A 17,670-nucleotide genomic window follows, 5' to 3' on the forward strand; every position below is an offset into this window, starting at 1 on the left:
ACTCTATACTTTTTACTTACCCAAAACAGACGACAGGCGCAGCGTAACTCTGCGCCCGGAAAGCTATTTTTACTTGGTGCCGGTAGCGGCAGTATCGAGATGCACCACCGGGTTTTCCGCAAACAGATAACGGTCGGCGTTAAACTCGAAATCGTCGCTGGTTTCGTTAAATAGCATCTGTTTGGTATTTTCCAGATGTTGCCACATCGCGAGTTTTGCCGCGTGTGGATCTTTACGGATTAACGCCCGCAGGATCTGGTCATGGTCATCGCACCAGTTATCCACTGTACGTAAGTCAATGTGATCGTGCAGTTTTTTCCAATACGGGTTGTGTACGCGTTGGGTCCACATTTTTTCGACAATCGCTGCCAGCGCGGTGTTTTGCGTCGCCAGCGCAACCTGTACGTGGAATTGCAAATCCCATTCTGAATCGCGGAAGCACTTCTCTTTACGCGCGTTATCCTGAATTTCCATCAGCTTCATGATGTCCTGTTTCGTCACCTGAGTGGCGGCGAATTCGGCGATATTGCTTTCAATCAGCTGGCGAGCTTGCAACAGTTCAAACGGACCGTAATTGGCGAATTCAAGATTTTCATCCGGCGCTTGCGTATGCCGCGGCTGGTTAGAGATGACATGGATGCCGGAGCCTTTACGTACTTCGACATACCCTTCCACTTCCAGCATGATGATGGCTTCACGAACGACGGTCCGGCTCACGTTTTTCTCATCAGCGATGAAGCGTTCGGCAGGCAGTTTGTCCCCGACAAGGTACACGCCTTGCTCAATACGGCTTTTAAGCTCCGCGGCTAGCTGCTGGTACAAACGTCGTGACTCGGAGATTTCCATATGAGCTCCAGGGAAAGAAGGGCAATAGTAGATTTGTTATACCACTTTTACCTGATTCTCACCATAATCTATAACGAAAAAGCCGCCCTGCAAGGCGGCTTTTGTCAACATTAATGCGGTGCATCAACTTTGTGTTGCGGTACTACCCACCGAATGACTTTTCGCAAATTCTTCCGCCGTTTGGTTTTTCAGCACGGTCCAGATGACAATCGCACCCAGCACGTCGAACAGGGCCAGTACGGCGAACAGCGGGCTGAAGCCGATGGTGTCAGCCAGTGCGCCGACCACCAGCGCAAACAGCGTACTTGCGGTCCAGGCGGCCATACCGGTCAGGCCGTTTGCGGTGGCCACTTCGTTACGACCAAATACGTCGGAAGAGAGGGTAATCAACGCGCCGGACAGAGACTGGTGAGCAAAACCGCCGATGCACAGCAGACCAATTGCAACATACGGGCTGGTGAACAGGCCGATCATGCCTGGGCCAATCATCAGTACCGCACCCATGGTGACAACCATTTTACGGGAGACGATCAGGTTAACACCGAAAAGGCGCTGGAACAGCGGCGGCAGGTAACCACCCACGATGCAGCCAAGGTCAGCAAACAGCATTGGCATCCAGGCGAACATCGCAATTTCTTTCAGGTTAAAGCCGTAAACTTTGAACATGAACAGCGGGATCCAGGCGTTAAACGTACCCCATGCCGGTTCTGCCAGGAAACGCGGCAGCGCGATACCCCAAAACTGACGAGTGCGCAGGATCTGCCATGGCGACATTTTCTTGCCATTGTTGGTCTGGTGTTGTGCTTCCTGACCACCAATGATGTAGTCACGTTCTTCTTCGCTTAATTTTTTCTGATCGCGCGGGTGCTTATAAAGGAGCAACCACGCCATTGCCCATGCAAAGCTCAGCACACCAGAAATGATGAACGCCATTTCCCAGCTGTGCATCACGATAGCCCACACCACCAACGGCGGAGCAATCATCGCACCGATAGAAGAACCAACGTTAAAATAGCCAACGGCGATAGAACGCTCTTTTGCCGGGAACCATTCAGACGCCGCTTTCAGGCCTGCGGGGATCATCGCCGCTTCAGCCGCGCCGACCGCACCACGCGCCAGCGCCAGACCGCCCCAGCTACCCGCCAGCGCAGTCGCGCCGCAGAAGATAGCCCAGGTTACAGCGAAGAAGGCGTAGCCAATCTTGGTGCCAAGGATATCCAGAACATAGCCTGCAACAGGCTGCATAACGGTATAAGCCGCGGAATAAGCCGCAATGATATAGGAGTATTGCTGAGTGCTGATGTGCAGCTCTTCCATCAACGTTGGAGCCGCTGCCGCTACGGTGTTACGTGTCAGGTAGCCCAGCACGGTGCCGACCGTCACCAGTGCTATCATGTACCAACGTAATCCTTTGATTTTACGCATGTAAACCTCATCGTTATGTTATTACCGCTTGCGCGGTCATCCTGCGATCGCCCTCGAAGGATGAAACGGGAGGACGTAACCGGGAACCAGTCCCGGTACGGCCCAAACCTTGCCATAAGTAAGCGTGTTCAAGTCGGTATCCGTACCCAAAAAATCCGATCAATGTGTTGTCGGGAATGCATTCCGTCGGCTTATGTGTTCGACGGCAGAAAGATAACTTGTCATACAACTTGAAAAGGTGAGTGATATCACAAAAGTGTTTTTCTTTGTGTGGTCTTTAACTTTGGCGCGAGAAGCCAGATGCAGCGCGGTCTGGCGCGCTATTTACAGGAACAAACGGTAATTTTTTGTCTGCTTTTATTGATCCAACTCACGAAAATATCTTCGGGCTATAGAAATTGGTGTGATAACTTTGTCAGCATCTAAGGTAAACATCAGACGCACTCGTTGAGAGGAAGACGATAATGACTCCGTTTATGACTGAAGATTTTCTCCTGGACACTGAATTTGCTCGCCGCCTGTACCACGACTACGCAAAAGATCAGCCAATTTTTGATTACCACTGCCACCTGCCGCCGCAGCAGATTGCAGATAACTACCGCTTTAAAAACCTGTATGACATCTGGCTGAAAGGTGACCACTACAAGTGGCGTGCAATGCGTACTAATGGTGTACCTGAGCGCCTGTGTACCGGGGATGCGTCCGATCGCGAGAAGTTTGATGCCTGGGCGGCAACCGTGCCGCATACAATCGGCAACCCGTTATACCACTGGACGCATCTTGAGCTGCGTCGTCCTTTTGGTATTACAGGTAAGCTACTTTCGCCTTCTACTGCCGGGGAAATTTGGGAGCGTGGTAACGAACTGCTGGCGCAGGATACGTTCTCCGCGCGCGGTATCATGCAGCAGATGAATGTCAAAATGGTCGGCACCACTGACGATCCGATTGATTCTCTGGAGCATCATGCGTCGGTTGCCAAAGACACCACCTTCCGTATCAAAGTGCTGCCGAGCTGGCGTCCGGATAAAGCCTTCAATATTGAACTGGCGACCTTTACTGATTACATGGCGAAACTGGGCGAAGTGTCTGATACCGACATTCGTCGCTTTGCCGATCTGCAAACAGCCCTGAGCAAACGACTGGATCACTTTGCCGCGCATGGCTGCAAAGTGTCTGACCACGCACTGGACGTTGTGCTGTTTGCCGAAGCCAGCGAAGCCGAGCTGGATAGCATCCTGGCGCGTCGTCTGACCGGTGCAACGCTGAGCGAAAAAGAAGTGGCACAGTTTAAAACGGCGGTACTGGTATGGCTGGGTGCTGAATATGCCCGTCGCGGTTGGGTACAGCAGTACCACATTGGCGCGCTGCGCAACAACAACCTGCGTCAGTTCAAACTGCTGGGGCCGGACGTTGGCTTCGACTCCATCAATGATCGCCCGCTGGCGGAAGAACTCTCCAAACTGTTAAGCAAACAGAACGAAGAAAACCTGCTGCCAAAAACCATTCTTTACTGTCTGAACCCGCGTGATAACGAAGTTCTGGGCACCATGGTTGGTAACTTCCAGGGGGAAGGCATGCCGGGCAAAATGCAGTTCGGTTCCGGCTGGTGGTTTAACGACCAGAAAGATGGCATGGAACGTCAGATGACCCAGCTTGCGCAACTCGGCCTGCTGAGCCGTTTTGTCGGTATGCTGACCGACAGCCGCAGCTTCCTGTCTTATACCCGTCACGAATATTTCCGCCGCATCCTGTGCCAGATGATTGGCCGTTGGGTGGAAGCAGGGGAAGCGCCGGCGGATATCCAGCTGCTGGGCGAGATGGTGAAAAATATCTGCTTTAACAATGCGCGTGATTACTTCGCGATTGAACTGAACTAAAGCCGTTTGAGGTTGATATGCAATACATCAAGATCCATTCGCTGGATAACGTTGCGGTAGCACTGGCCGATCTTGCCGAAGGCGCGGAAGTCGTTGTCGACAACCAGACCGTTCGGCTGCGTCAGGCGGTGGCGCGTGGGCATAAATTTGCCCTGCAGGCCATTGCGCAGGGCGAAAATGTCGTTAAATACGGTCTGCCAATTGGCCATGCGACGTCAGATATCGCGCCGGGCGAGCACATTCATTCCCACAACGCGCGTACCAATCTGAGTGATTTGGACGAGTATAGCTATCAACCTGATTTTCAGGATGAAGGCGCACAGGCGGTGGACCGGGATATTCAAATCTACCGTCGCGCTAATGGTGAAGTGGGGATCCGTAATGAGCTGTGGATCCTGCCAACGGTTGGCTGCGTCAACGGCATTGCCCGCCAGATCCAGAACCGTTTCCTGAAAGAGACGCAAAATGCTGAAGGCACCGACGGCGTCTACCTGTTCAGCCATACCTATGGTTGTTCGCAACTGGGCGACGATCACATTAACACCCGTACCATGCTGCAAAACATGGTGCGTCACCCGAATGCCGGCGCTGTACTGGTGATTGGTCTGGGTTGCGAAAACAACCAGGTCGATGCTTTCCGCCAGACGCTGGGTGAGTTCGACTCTGAGCGTGTTCACTTTATGGTTTGCCAACACCAGGACGATGAAGTGGAAGCCGGGCTTGAGCATCTGCACGAGCTCTATCAGGTCATGCGCAACGATAAGCGCGTACCGGGTAAACTGAGCGAACTGAAATTTGGCCTGGAATGCGGCGGTTCTGACGGGCTGTCCGGTATTACCGCGAACCCGATGCTGGGGCGTTTCTCGGACTATGTCATCGGTAATGGCGGAACAACCGTCCTGACCGAAGTACCGGAGATGTTTGGCGCGGAGCAGATCCTGATGAGCCACTGCCGCGACGAAAGTACCTTTGAGAAGACCGTTACCATGGTCAACGACTTCAAACAGTACTTTATCGCGCATAACCAGCCCATTTACGAGAACCCTTCGCCGGGCAACAAAGCGGGTGGGATCACTACTCTGGAAGAGAAGTCTCTGGGTTGTACACAGAAAGCAGGCGCCAGCCAGGTCGTGGATGTACTGCGTTATGGCGAACGGCTGAAAACCCACGGTCTGAACCTGCTGAGCGCGCCGGGCAACGATGCCGTTGCAACCAGCGCACTGGCGGGGGCGGGCTGCCATATGGTGTTGTTCAGCACTGGTCGCGGTACACCTTACGGTGGTTTTGTACCGACGGTGAAAATCGCCACCAATAGCGAGCTGGCGGCGAAGAAAAAACACTGGATCGACTTTGATGCCGGTCAGTTGATCCACGGCAAAGCGATGCCGCAACTGCTGAATGAGTTTGTCGATGTGATTGTGGCTATCGCTAACGGTCAGCAGACCTGCAACGAGAAGAACGATTTCCGTGAACTGGCGATCTTCAAAAGCGGCGTAACCCTGTAAGTTACCGTTCGCGTTTGCGCCATGGTTACGCGTATTCACCCCGGTTGCTGATGTGTCAGTTTCCGGGCTGCGCGGGCACTCCGCCTTACCACGGTGCGAAATCTTTTGGTAACGCAGGTAGATCCCCTGATAAAAACGGCGCTCTAATAGAGGCCGTTTCTTTTTTTATCTACCCTTCAAGGATTTTCCATGACCGCGTATTGGCTTGCCCAGGGTGTGGGTGTCATTGCTTTTTTGATTGGTATTACCACGTTTATTAACCGTGATGAAAGACGGTTTAAAAAACAGCTCTCGGTGTATAGCGCCATTATTGGTGTCCACTTCTTTCTGATGGGGGCGTTTCCTGCCGGTTCGAGCGCGATGCTCAACGCCGTCCGTACGCTGATTACCTTGCGCACGCGCAGTCTTTGGGTGATGGCGCTGTTTATCGTGCTGACCGGCGGGCTGGGGCTGGCGAAATTTCACCATCCGATGGAGCTGTTACCTGTAGCGGGCACTATCGTCAGCACCTGGGCGCTATTCCGTTTTAAAGGTCTGCCAATGCGCTGTGTAATTTGGTGTTCTACCGGTTGTTGGGTGATCCACAATATCTGGCTCGGCTCGATTGGTGGCTCATTGATCGAAGGCAGCTTTCTTATCATGAACGGGCTGAATATCATCCGTTTCTGGCGAATGCAAAAACGCGGCATCGACCCGTTTAAAGTCGAAACCGCGCAGCAAAAAGAGACGCCTGCCGCCCGCTGACGGCAGGTGAAGAGGTTAATTACGCAGGGCGTTGTTAACCAGACGCGAATCTTCCGCCTGGCATACCGCTGCGGTGAACAGCACATCCGTGGAGGAGTTGAGCGCGGTTTCGCAAGAGTCCTGCAGCACGCCGATAATAAAGCCGACCGCCACCACCTGCATCGCCACATCGTTGGAAATACCAAACATGTTACAGGCCAGCGGGATCAACAGCAGGGAGCCGCCCGCCACGCCGGAGGCACCACAGGCACAAAGCGACGCCACGACGCTCAACAGCAACGCTGTCGGCAGATCGACCGTAATACCTAAGGTATGGACTGCCGCCAGTGCCAGCACCGTAATCGTGATTGCCGCACCCGCCATGTTAATGGTGGCACCCAACGGGATAGAGACAGAGTAGGTATCGCGATCGAGGTTCAACTTCTCACACAATGCCATATTAACGGGAATATTCGCCGCTGAACTGCGGGTGAAAAATGCGGTGACGCCACTTTCGCGAAGGCAAGTAAAAACCAGTGGGAAAGGGTTGCGGCGGATTTTCCAGAATACCAGCAGCGGGTTAATCACCAACGCGACAAACGCCATACATCCCACCAGCACGACCAGGAGTTGCGCATAGCCTAACAGCGCACCAAAACCCGATGTCGCAAGGGTGGATGAGACGAGACCGAATATCCCGATCGGGGCAAAGCGGATCACAAGCCGCACCATAAAGGTCACCGCGCTTGCAAAATCCTGCACCAGATTTTTGGTGCTCTCGTTGCTGTGACGCAGTGCAAAACCCAGCCCCACGGCCCATACCAGTATGCCAATGTAGTTAGCATTCATGAGCGCCGTTACCGGGTTGGCGATCATGCTGGTCAGCAAACCACGCAGCACTTCCACAATACCGGAAGGCGGTGCGACATCATTTGCACCGGGTACAAGCTGTAACGTGGAAGGGAACAGGAAACTGACCAGCACGGCGGTCAGTGCGGCGGTGAATGTGCCTAACAGATAGAGCATCAATACCGGGCGCAGATGCGTCTTTTGTCCTTGCTGATGACCGGCGATGGAGGCCATCACCAGCATCAGCACCAATACCGGCGCTACCGCTTTTAACGCGCTAACAAAAAGCGTACCCAGAATGCCGGTCGCAATGGCGGCGGGAGTGGAAATCCACGCCAGTAAGATACCCAGAATTAAACCAATAAGGATCTGTTTCACCAGGCTGCCATCAATAAGACGTTGCAGTAACCCGGCGGAGCGGTGCGTTGTCATGCCATGTTCCTTTCGTGTTGTGGAGTTGCATCCCGCCTGTCTTTTTTGATGACATTTGTCAGGATGTAACATTTATTTGCAGAAAGAAGTATATGGACTCTGCGGCAACAGGGAAGGGTGGACGATGTACTTTTCGGGCCTGGCGCTGTTTTTTGATTTTTTGTGTTAACGTTTTGTGATAAAGGCGACAAGGCTGACGCATTCGCCGCTCAGCATAGTGGCAGAGCGGCGAATTACAGCTTACGCCTTCGTTTTTTTGTCGTTCTGGTGGTTAACCCAGGCATTGAGCAGCATAGTCAGCACAAGGATCCCACCCACCACGCCAAGCGAAATGGCGATTGGAATATGGAAGATGTCGACAATCAGCATCTTAATGCCGATAAACACCAGGATCAGCGATAAACCGTACTTGAGCATTGAGAAGCGCTCTGCCACGCCTGCCAGCAGGAAGTACATGGCGCGCAACCCTAAAATGGCGAACAGGTTCGAGGTCAGCACAATAAAGGGATCGGTGGTGACGGCAAAAATCGCCGGAATGCTGTCGACCGCAAAAATCACATCGCTCAGTTCCACCAGAATCAGCACCAGCAGCAGCGGCGTGGCAAACAGCAGCCCGTTTTTGCGCACGAAGAAGTGCTCATTTTCAATGGTGTCTGTCATGCGCAGGTGCCCACGCAGCCAGCGCACCAGCGGCTTATCGCCGATCCCGGTTTCATCCTCTTTCGCCAGCGCCATCTTCACGCCGGTAAATAGCAGGAACGCGCCAAACACATACAGCAGCCACGAGAACTGACTGATCAGCCAGCTTCCCGCGAAGATCATGATGGTACGTAGCACGATCGCGCCGAGTACACCGTAGATCAACACGCGGCGCTGCAACGCAGCAGGCACAGCGAAGTAGCTGAACAACATCAACCAGACAAAGACGTTATCCACCGCCAGTGCCTTTTCAATCAAGTAACCCGTGAGAAAGGCCAGCGCTTGCGTATCCGCAACGGCGCGACCTTCGGTTTGCGCCAGATACCACCAGAACGCGGCATTGAACAGCAAAGAGAGACTTACCCATACCACTGACCAGACGGCCGCCTGCTTCATGGTCATCGTGTGGACGCCGCGACGCCCCTGAAGCAGAAGGTCGATGGCCAGCATAATTGCTACCACAATGGCGAATCCGCCCCATAACATCGGTGTGCCGACACTATTCATCATCAGTTCCTTACCTAAAAAACAAAAACGGCCAACGTCAGAAGACGTTAGCCGCTTGCTTTCGATGCAATGGTTCCTCGCCTTCCGGCAAGGTCTCACTTACGTCGGTAAAGACGCCCGGCGACCGGATGCATATACGCATCGTAATGACGATCCACCGGCAATGAAGTTACTCCCCTTTGCAGGTAACAAAATATGTCAGGATATTCATCCCGTCAATAATACGCCCGCCCTGCTTACGAACCTTTACGCGGGAAGTTGCTGGCTGACATCATCCGCCGGGAAAACCACACCGGTCTGGCGGCGGATCTCCGTTTGCAGTTTTGCGGTGATGCGGCTGACATCCAGCCCCGGATGGTTGACCTGATTCTCTTCCACCAGTTGGGCAAACACGTCGGCCTCATACAGCATGGTGTTGATGTGCTGTGGCTGCGTCAGCTCCTGTGCTTTACCGCCGCGCGGCACAAATGACACTTTCTGGCATTCGGAGATCTTCTCGATCACCAGTGAACCGGCTTCGCCCTGGATTTCGCTGGGTAACACGGAATCACTCACTTTGGAGTGCTGCAATGTTACGCTGAAGTCACCGTAATCCATCACGACCACGCCGTGTGCATCAACGCCGCTCTCAAGCTTACTGGCCGTGGCCTGCACGGCATACGGCTCGCCCCACAGCGCCACGGCGGATGCCAGACAGTAGAAACCAATATCCATAATCGAGCCGTTAGAGAACGCCGGATTAAAGGTATTCGGGTTTTCACCGTCCAGGTAACGCTGATAGCGGGAAGAGTATTGGCAGTAATTGATAAAGGCTTTACGCACCTTACCGACTTTCGCCAGCGACTGTTTCAGCAAGATGAAATTGGGCAGGCTGGCGGTTTTAAACGCTTCAAACAGTACCACCTGATTTTCCCGCGCACAGGCAATCGCCGCTTCTACTTCCCGCAGGTTTGAGGCCAGCGGTTTTTCACAAATCACATGTTTTTTGTGGCTGAGGAAAAGGCGGGTTTGCGGGAAATGCAGGGCATTCGGGCTGGCAATATATACCGCGTCAATCGCATCGCTTTGCGCCATCTCGTCGAGAGAGGTAAACAGGTGTTCGACAGGATAATCGCTGGCGAACGCTTGCGCCTGTTCAAGGCTGCGGGAAAAAACGGCGGTGAGTTTATATTTGCCCGTTTCATGGGCGGCATCGACAAACTGGCGGGTGATCCAGTTGGTGCCTATGACAGCGAAACGTATCATACAGGCGCTGATTCTCCGTAATGGGGGTCTTTTGTCACTCTAGCACGACAGCATGACAAAACCAGTGCACTGCCACGCAGAAGCACAAATGGCATTAAGAAGAAGAGCGCGCCAGCCGGAACCGCGCTGCGTTCAGTTACATCCGGCGGTTAACGCGGGCGGAGGTGCGACACGCTTTTAACCCACGTAACGACCAGGCCGATGGTTCATGGCGATAATCAAATTCAGCAGCGTAGCGCCGGCAACAGACACGACAAGCATCGGGAGGCTCACCACAAACAACGATGCCGTTACGATGCAGGCATCCACCACCATCTGGAATTTCCCCGCGCGGATGCCGCTTTTCTCTTGCAGATAGAGCGCCAGAATGTTCATACCGCCCAGGCTGGCCTTATGGCGGAACAGCACCACAAAGCCCACTCCCATCATAATGTTGGCAAACAGCGTGGCGTAGAACGGATTTAACTGGTCGATATGAATAAAACGGCCATGCAAATCGGAAAAGAGCGACACCATTGCCACGGCGCAAAAGGTCTTCAGCGTAAACTGCGCCCCCATGCGGCGTACGGATAACCAATAAAAGGGCAGGTTAATCACAAAGAAGGCGACGCCAAATGAAATGTGCATGGTGTAGTGGATCAGAAAGGCCAGCCCCGCCGTGCCGCCGGTCAATGCGCCAGACTGGCGAAATAGCACCACGCCGAAGGAGATCATCAGCGTGCCGAATAGCAATGCCAGCGCGTCTTCCAGCCAGGTGTGCGTGAGTGTAGTCGGGGTGAGGACGTTATCCATAAGCGTGCACTATCTATTAAGTCATAAAGATAAGTGTCACTTGCAATAAATACACCAGACTGAACCTGCGTTCACAGTGAATGGCGGAAAAACAGACGGCGTCTACGCTAACAGGTTGAAATTACAAAAAGAGCAATATGCACGATGTGTGCGTCTTCGTTGCGTTTGTGGCGTGCAATGTGCGTTTAAGCGATCTTTTATGCGTGAAGTGATTGTGTTTTTGCACAGTTTTGGGGCGAAATGCCCCAAATCAGGGCAGTGTGTTGCTTCCCGGCATCGACAACCCGTTCTCTTTCAGTCGATGAAGCACGACGGAGGTTTTCAGGTGCGCCACGCTCTTATTTTGCGCCAGAATACCGCTGATCACATGGTTAAGCCCCGGCAAATCCGACACCGCAACCTTCAGCAAATAGTCGTTGTCGCCCGTGGTTTTGTAAGCGTCAAGAATCGCATCAACGCCGCTGACCATCTGGTGAAAGCTTGCCACGCACTCCGGCGTATGGTTCAACAGACGCACTTCTATCAGCCCCAGCATCTCCTGACCCACCGCATCCGGTGCTAGTCTGGCGTGATAGCCCAGAATAAGCTGCGCCTGCTCCAGCGCAATACGTCGCCTGGAACACTGCGATGCCGACAAACCAATCAGTTCACTCAACTCCTGATTTGTCAGGCGGCCATTTGACTGCAACAGCGTCAGGATCTTCAGGTCGAAATCATCAATGTTGTACATGGGCATCACTGGCGGGCGGAAAAGGGTAACCCCCAGACTACCAGTTTTTTGCCCGGCAGGTTATTTCAACGCAAGATGCGTCAGCCACAGGCGGGTGTCGAACTCGAGCTGGTGATAGTGCGGTTCCATATGACAGCACAACTGATAAAACGCTTTGTTGTGATCTTTCTCTTTCAGGTGCGCCAGCTCGTGCACCACAATCATCCGCAGAAAGGCTTCCGGCGCGTCGCGAAACACCGTCGCCACACGAATTTCCGCTTTGGCTTTCAGCTTACCGCCCTGCACGCGTGATACCGCAGTATGCAGACCGAGGGCGTTGTTGAGCACATGGATTTTGCTGTCGTACATCACTTTATTCACCGGTGCGGCGTTACGCAGATACTGGTTTTTCATCTCCAGCGTGTACTGATACAGCGCTTTGTCGGTGGTAATGCCGTGGCTGCCGGGATAGCGTTTTTGCAGCACCTCGCCTAAGCGGTTCTGTTCAATCAATGCGGTTACCTGCGCCAGCAGGGTTTCAGGATAACCCTGAAGGTACGTGAGCGTGTTCATGGCGAAATGTGTTTACTTCCCGACGTATTTAAGCGATAAAACGCGCGAATTTTAGCATTGCGGAGGGGTGATGAGCCAGGTTGAGTTAAACGGACAGTTGTTCACTTTAGACAGATTCCCGGTCGGCGTGGAAGATGCGTCATTACAGGCATGGGACGCGGCGGACGAATATCTGCTGCAGCAGGTGAATGAGGTCACTGGCCCGGTGCTCATCTTCAACGATAGCTTCGGTGCACTGGCGTGCGCGCTGTCGCAACATCACCCGGTCAGCGTAAACGATTCGTACATTGCTGAGCTGGCCACACAACATAACCTGCGCATTAATGCACTTGATGAAAGCAGCGTAACGCAGCAAGACAGCCTTAGCTCGCTGCCTGCTAACCCGGCGCTGGTGCTGATCAAAATACCGAAACACCTGGCATTGCTGGAACAGCAATTGCGCGCGCTGCGTCAGGTGGTAACACCGCAGACGCGTATTATCGCCGGGGCGAAATCGCGCGATGTGCACAACTCCACGCTGGCGCTGTTTGAAACGATCCTTGGGCCAACCACCACGACGCTGGCATGGAAAAAGGCGCGCTTGATCAACTGTACGTTCACTGCACCGGAACTGGCGGATGCGTCACCGCTGGCGAGCTGGAAACTGGACGGCACCGACTGGACCATCCATAACCACGCCAATGTCTTTTCGCGCAGCGGTCTTGATATCGGCGCTCGCTTTTTCCTGCAACACTTACCGGAAGGCGTGGAAGGGGAAATGGTCGATCTCGGCTGCGGCAATGGCGTGATTGGTCTGCAATTGCTGGCGCAAAATCCGGGCAGCCGCGTGCTGTTTGTGGATGAGTCGGCGATGGCCGTCGCCTCTTCCCGACTCAATGTGGAGTCCAACTTACCGGCGGATGTCTCGCGTTGTGATTACATGATCAACAACGCCTTGTCGGGCGTGGATCCGGATCGTTTTGACGCAGTGCTGTGCAATCCACCGTTTCATCAGCAAAGCGCCATCACCGATCATATTGCCTGGCAGATGTTTAATGATGCGCGTCGTTGCCTGAAATACGGGGGCGAACTGCGTATTGTCGGAAACCGGCATCTGGACTATTTCCGTAAGCTGAAGAAGGTGTTCGGCAACTGCGAAACGCTGGCGACCAACAATAAGTTTGTCATCCTGAAAGCGGTGAAAGTGCGTAAAAAACGCTGATGCCGTAAACCGTCCTGCCGGACAGGCATCAGCGCCTTCCGGCAGTCGGCTAACCTAGATTTCCAGCGCCAGCTTTGTCCCTTGCGCGATTGCCCGGCGCGCATCCAGCTCCAGCGCCACATCGCACCCGCCAATTAAATGCACCGTTTTACCCGCTTCCCGTAGCGGATCCGCCAGTTCACGACGCGGTTCCTGCCCGGCGCAGATAATCACATGATCCGCCTCAATCAGTTGCGGTTCACCGTTGATCAACAGGTGCAGACCGGCATCATCGATCTTCTGATAGCTTACGCCGGGGATCATTTTCACCCCGCGCGACAGCAAGGTTGCGCGGTGGATCCAGCCCGTAGTTTTACCCAGACCTTCACCGGGTTTGCTGGCTTTACGTTGCAGCATCACGATACGGCGCGGACTTTTTGGCAGTTGCGGCCCTTCCGGGCGCAGTCCTCCCCCATTTTGCAGGCTGGTATCAATGCCCCATTCCACGCAAAACTCGGCGATATTCTGGCTGGTGGGTTCGCCCGGCTGGCTTAAATACATCGCAGTATCAAAACCAATTCCCCCGCAGCCGATGATGGCCACGCTTTCACCCACCGGGACTTTGTCACGCAATACATCGAGATAACTCAGTACTTTGGGGTGATCAATACCGGGGATGGGCGGAATGCGCGGTTCAATGCCGCAGGCGAGAACGACTTCATCAAACAACGTTAACATGGCAGGCGAAACGCGCTGATTCAGGCATAACTCAACGCCAGTCAGCGCAATCATTCGGCGGTAGTAGCGCAGCGTTTCATAGAACTCCTCTTTGCCGGGGATCTGTTTGGCGATGTTGAACTGGCCGCCAATCTCCGCCTGTGCATCGAACAGCGTTACGCTGTGGCCACGGGTGGCGGCATTTATCGCGAACGCTAACCCTGCGGGACCAGCGCCGACCACGGCGAGGTTTTTCTTGTGCAGCGCCGGGATGACGGGCATCCGGGTTTCATGGCAGGCGCGGGGGTTAACGAGGCAGGAGGTGACTTTGCCGACGAAGATTTGATCGAGGCAGGCCTGGTTACAGCCGATGCAGGTGTTGATTTCGTCTGCGCGGCCTTCCTGCGCTTTTGACACGAACGCCGCGTCGGCAAGAAACGGGCGCGCCATCGAGACCATATCGGCATCGCCGTGAGCCAGGATCGCTTCCGCAACTTGCGGATCATTAATGCGGTTAGTGGTGATCAGCGGCACGCCCACCTGGCCTTTTAATTTTCGCGTCACCCAGCTAAACGCGCCGCGTGGTACCGGCGTGGCTATCGTCGGAATGCGCGCTTCATGCCAGCCGATACCGGTATTAATAAGGGTTGCCCCTGCGGCTTCCACTGCTTTTGCCAGCGTGATGGTCTCGTCCAGCGTCGCGCCGCCTTCCACCAAATCCAGCATCGATAAACGGTAAATAATAATAAACTCGCGGCCCACGGCCTCGCGCACAGCGCGAACCACTTCCAGGGCAAACCGCATGCGCCGGGTGGCATCGCCGCCCCATGCATCCTCACGCTGGTTAGTCCGCGCAGCGAGGAATTCATTGATCAAATAGCCTTCGGAACCCATCACTTCCACACCGTCATATCCGGCCTGCTGCGCCAGTTGCGCGCAACGGGCAAAGTCAGCAATCAACGTGAGGATCTCATCGTGGGTGAGGGCATGCGGCGTGAAACGGTTGATCGGTGCCTGGAGCGCAGACGGCGCGACCAGATGCGGTTGATAGCTGTAACGCCCGGTATGCAGGATCTGGAGCGCGATTTTGCCGCCTTCCTGATGAACCGCATCGGTGATTTGCCGGTGATGGGGAAGCTGGCTGCTGTCGCATAATACCGCGCCGCCTTCCATGGTAACGCCCGAAAGCGCAGGGGCGACGCCGCCCGTGACAATCAGCGCAACGCCGTGCCGTGCGCGTTCGGCATAAAAGGCCGCCAGCCGCTCTGCGCCGTCCGGGCGCTCCTCCAGCCCGGTGTGCATCGAGCCCATCAGTACACGGTTTTTTAGCGTGGTAAAGCCCAAATCCAGCGGGGCGAACAACGACGGGTAATGGCTCATGCTCTCTTCCAATGTAAAATAATTGTTATGTGGTCGGATGAGTTCTACTGTAGCCGTCCCGGACAAAAAGGGAAAAGCGGGAGCGAATGATTGTGATGGGATTCAAAAATCGTTGCCCCTCACCCTAACCCTCTCCCCGGAGGGGAGAGGGGATCTTCTCTTTCCACCTGAAGAGAGGTGATGGCGATTTTCTTTGTCATCCTGTGGCGGGCGGTGAGGATGATTTTCTCCCTCTCCCTCAGTGGGGAAAGGGCCGGGATGAGGGGGAATTCTCTTCCTCCTGTGCCGGGCGGTGATAATGATTTTCTCCCTCTCCCCCTGTGGAGAGAGTGCCGGGGTGAGGGGGAATTCTCTTTCTCCTGTGCCGGGCGGTGATAATGATTTTCTCCCTCTCCCAGTGGGGAGAGGGCCGGGGTGAGGGGGAATTCTCTTCCTCCTGTGCCGGGCGGTGATAATGATTTTCTCCCTCTCCCCCAGTGGGGAGAGGGCCGGGGTGAGGGGGCAAAAATTACGCCCGGGTTGTCAGCCCTGGCGCCGTCCACATAGAGGTTGTCAGCCCGCGATCAACCAGACCGAGCTGATCGGCATAGATCTTTTGCCACTTCTGCATCATGGTGTCGTACAGTTCGCGGTGCTGCGGGGCCGGGGTATATTCATGGCTCCACGCCACCAGCCGTTCGCCGGTGGCTGCCAGATCATCATACAGCCCGGCACCCACACCTGCGGCAATCGCGCAGCCCAGCGCGGTCGCCTCTTTCACCACCGGTACACGTACCGGCACGCCTGTGACGTCACTTAAAATTTGCCCCCACAGCGCCCCTTTTGCGCCGCCGCCGGCAAACACCAGATTGTCAAAGCGCACACCGGAGAAACGCGATATTTGCGCCAGATTACAGGCAGAAACGATGGCGGCGTTCTCTTCCAGCGCGCGAAACAGGGTGGCTTTGTTGCATTTTTCCGGATCGATCGAGAGATTAATAAACGACGGCGCAGCGTGGTACCACTGTTTAAAGTGCATGGCGTCAGAGAAGATCGGCATCACACCCCACGAGCCTGCCGGTACACGGCTGGCCATTTCTTCCAGCAGCGTGTAAGCATCGACGCCCAGCCGTTCAGCGATCAATTTTTCTTCTGCACAGAAGGCATCGCGGAACCAGCGCATGGTCAAGCCGGTGAAGAAGCTGATCGATTCTGCCTGCGCCATACCGGGAATCACATGCGGATTCACACGAATATTCATCTCCGGGTCGACACGCACCTGCGGCAAATTCACCACTTGCTGCCAGAATGTTCCGCCCAGCACGGCGGCCTGTCCGGCCTGTACCACGCCAAGGCCGAGGCAACCCAGTTGTACATCGCCACCGCCCATGACTACCGGCGTGCCTTCGCGCAGGCCGCTCTCCTGCGCCGCCTCGTGCGTGACCTCGCCAAGCAGGCTGCCGGTTTCTTTTACCGGAGAGAGAAAATCCGCGCGCAGCCCGGCGATATCCAGCAGTTCTGGACGCCAGTCGCGGGTAAACAGATCAAGCAGTCCAGTGGTACCGGCGTTGGAAGGATCAACCGCCAGCCAGCCGGAAAGGCGGGAGGCCAGCCAGTCGCTGATCATCGAAATGGTGGCGGCATTGCGGTAGATATCCGGACGGTTATGCGCCAGCCAGAGCAAGCGCGGCATGGCGCTGAGTGCCAGCGTCTGACCGGAAACTTCATAGACTTCGGCTTCGAAGTGATCGTCGTGGATCTCTTTCAGTTCAGCGACTTCCCGACTGGCGCGGGCATCAACGTTGGCGCAGGCCCAGAGCGCTTCGCCATTGCGATCGTAGAGCACAATGCCTTCGCGCATAGAGCAGCAGGCGATAGACTGGATATCTTCTCCGCGCAGGCTGGCATTTGCCAGAGCCTGTCGGATGCACTGGCAGGCAAGCTGCCAGTTGGCGTGGAGATCGAACTCCATTGAGCCGGGCACATTTTCGAGGCTCAAGTGTTTCCACTCGGCCTGACCCACCGCTACCTGCCGCCCGGATAAGTCGAAGATCACCGCACGAATGCTGCCGGTTCCTGCATCTAACGCTAATAGATAACTCATGGGTTTTTCCCCCTCGCGCGGCATCAGAGATAAAACTGTGATCCTCGTACGGTCGTAAATATAGTTCACCGCCTACGCTTTTGAACAATCTTCAATCACAAAATCAATGACTCAATCACAGCTTCTGG

Annotated in this window: 14 protein-coding genes; 4 read left to right on the top strand and 10 right to left on the bottom strand. The window is 54.7% G+C overall.

The window, feature by feature from the left end; all coding sequences use genetic code 11:
- Positions 1-69: 69 nt before the first annotated feature.
- On the bottom strand, positions 70-846 hold the full coding sequence (gene exuR / locus ABGA49_RS12440) for a transcriptional regulator ExuR (RefSeq protein ID WP_061493061.1): 777 nt from the start codon (positions 844-846) through the stop codon (positions 70-72).
- Between the two features lie 123 nt (positions 847-969).
- On the bottom strand, positions 970-2,271 hold the full coding sequence (locus ABGA49_RS12445) for an MFS transporter (RefSeq protein WP_061493062.1): 1,302 nt from the start codon (positions 2,269-2,271) through the stop codon (positions 970-972).
- A 464-nt stretch (positions 2,272-2,735) separates the two neighbouring features.
- Here ABGA49_RS12445 and uxaC point away from each other — a divergent pair, with 464 nt between their 5' ends.
- The 3 genes from uxaC to ABGA49_RS12460 all read left to right on the top strand — a co-directional run bounded on the left by uxaC (position 2,736) and on the right by ABGA49_RS12460 (position 6,397).
- Positions 2,736-4,148 (top strand): glucuronate isomerase, encoded by a 1,413-nt coding sequence (gene uxaC, locus ABGA49_RS12450; RefSeq protein ID WP_061493063.1) that lies wholly within the window; start codon positions 2,736-2,738, stop codon positions 4,146-4,148.
- 17 nt (positions 4,149-4,165) lie between these two features.
- The gene (locus tag ABGA49_RS12455; protein WP_061493064.1) at positions 4,166-5,653 is read left to right on the top strand and encodes an altronate dehydratase family protein; all 1,488 of its coding nucleotides are present in this window, start codon (positions 4,166-4,168) and stop codon (positions 5,651-5,653) included.
- 189 nt (positions 5,654-5,842) lie between these two features.
- Entirely contained in the window at positions 5,843-6,397 is a 555-nt protein-coding gene (locus ABGA49_RS12460; protein WP_061493065.1) for a YgjV family protein, read from the top strand.
- 15 nt (positions 6,398-6,412) lie between these two features.
- On the opposite strand, the gene sstT is transcribed toward ABGA49_RS12460, so the two are convergent.
- The 6 genes from sstT to ABGA49_RS12490 all read right to left on the bottom strand — a co-directional run bounded on the left by sstT (position 6,413) and on the right by ABGA49_RS12490 (position 12,182).
- Positions 6,413-7,657, bottom strand: coding sequence for a serine/threonine transporter SstT (gene sstT / locus ABGA49_RS12465; RefSeq protein WP_061493066.1), 1,245 nt, complete (start codon positions 7,655-7,657; stop codon positions 6,413-6,415).
- Positions 7,658-7,897: 240 nt separating this feature from the next.
- Positions 7,898-8,863 (bottom strand): TerC family protein, encoded by a 966-nt coding sequence (locus ABGA49_RS12470; protein WP_061493067.1) that lies wholly within the window; start codon positions 8,861-8,863, stop codon positions 7,898-7,900.
- Between the two features lie 246 nt (positions 8,864-9,109).
- A complete protein-coding gene (locus ABGA49_RS12475) occupies positions 9,110-10,108 on the bottom strand; it encodes a Gfo/Idh/MocA family oxidoreductase (RefSeq protein WP_061493068.1) in 999 nt (332 codons plus the stop codon).
- Between the two features lie 177 nt (positions 10,109-10,285).
- Positions 10,286-10,900 (bottom strand): YitT family protein, encoded by a 615-nt coding sequence (locus ABGA49_RS12480; RefSeq protein WP_061493069.1) that lies wholly within the window; start codon positions 10,898-10,900, stop codon positions 10,286-10,288.
- 250 nt (positions 10,901-11,150) lie between these two features.
- Positions 11,151-11,630 carry an Lrp/AsnC family transcriptional regulator gene (locus tag ABGA49_RS12485; protein WP_061493070.1) on the bottom strand — a complete coding sequence of 160 codons (480 nt, stop codon included), beginning with the start codon at positions 11,628-11,630 and terminating at the stop codon, positions 11,151-11,153.
- 60 nt (positions 11,631-11,690) lie between these two features.
- A complete protein-coding gene (locus tag ABGA49_RS12490; protein ID WP_061493071.1) occupies positions 11,691-12,182 on the bottom strand; it encodes a M48 family metallopeptidase in 492 nt (163 codons plus the stop codon).
- A gap of 70 nt (positions 12,183-12,252) precedes the next feature.
- On the opposite strand from ABGA49_RS12490, the gene rlmG reads away from it, so the two are divergent.
- Entirely contained in the window at positions 12,253-13,383 is a 1,131-nt protein-coding gene (gene rlmG / locus ABGA49_RS12495; RefSeq protein WP_061493072.1) for a 23S rRNA (guanine(1835)-N(2))-methyltransferase RlmG, read from the top strand.
- A gap of 54 nt (positions 13,384-13,437) precedes the next feature.
- On the opposite strand, the gene ABGA49_RS12500 is transcribed toward rlmG, so the two are convergent.
- Together ABGA49_RS12500 and lsrK are read right to left on the bottom strand one after the other, a co-directional pair.
- Positions 13,438-15,459 (bottom strand): NADPH-dependent 2,4-dienoyl-CoA reductase, encoded by a 2,022-nt coding sequence (locus tag ABGA49_RS12500; RefSeq protein WP_061493073.1) that lies wholly within the window; start codon positions 15,457-15,459, stop codon positions 13,438-13,440.
- Between the two features lie 508 nt (positions 15,460-15,967).
- Positions 15,968-17,542, bottom strand: coding sequence for an autoinducer-2 kinase (gene lsrK / locus ABGA49_RS12505; RefSeq protein ID WP_347665617.1), 1,575 nt, complete (start codon positions 17,540-17,542; stop codon positions 15,968-15,970).
- Between the last annotated feature and the right edge of the window lie 128 nt (positions 17,543-17,670).

Origin of the sequence: Kosakonia sp. WA-90 (assembly GCF_039871955.1) — a bacterium.
GTDB classification, from domain to species: Bacteria; Pseudomonadota; Gammaproteobacteria; order Enterobacterales; family Enterobacteriaceae; genus Kosakonia; species Kosakonia oryzendophytica.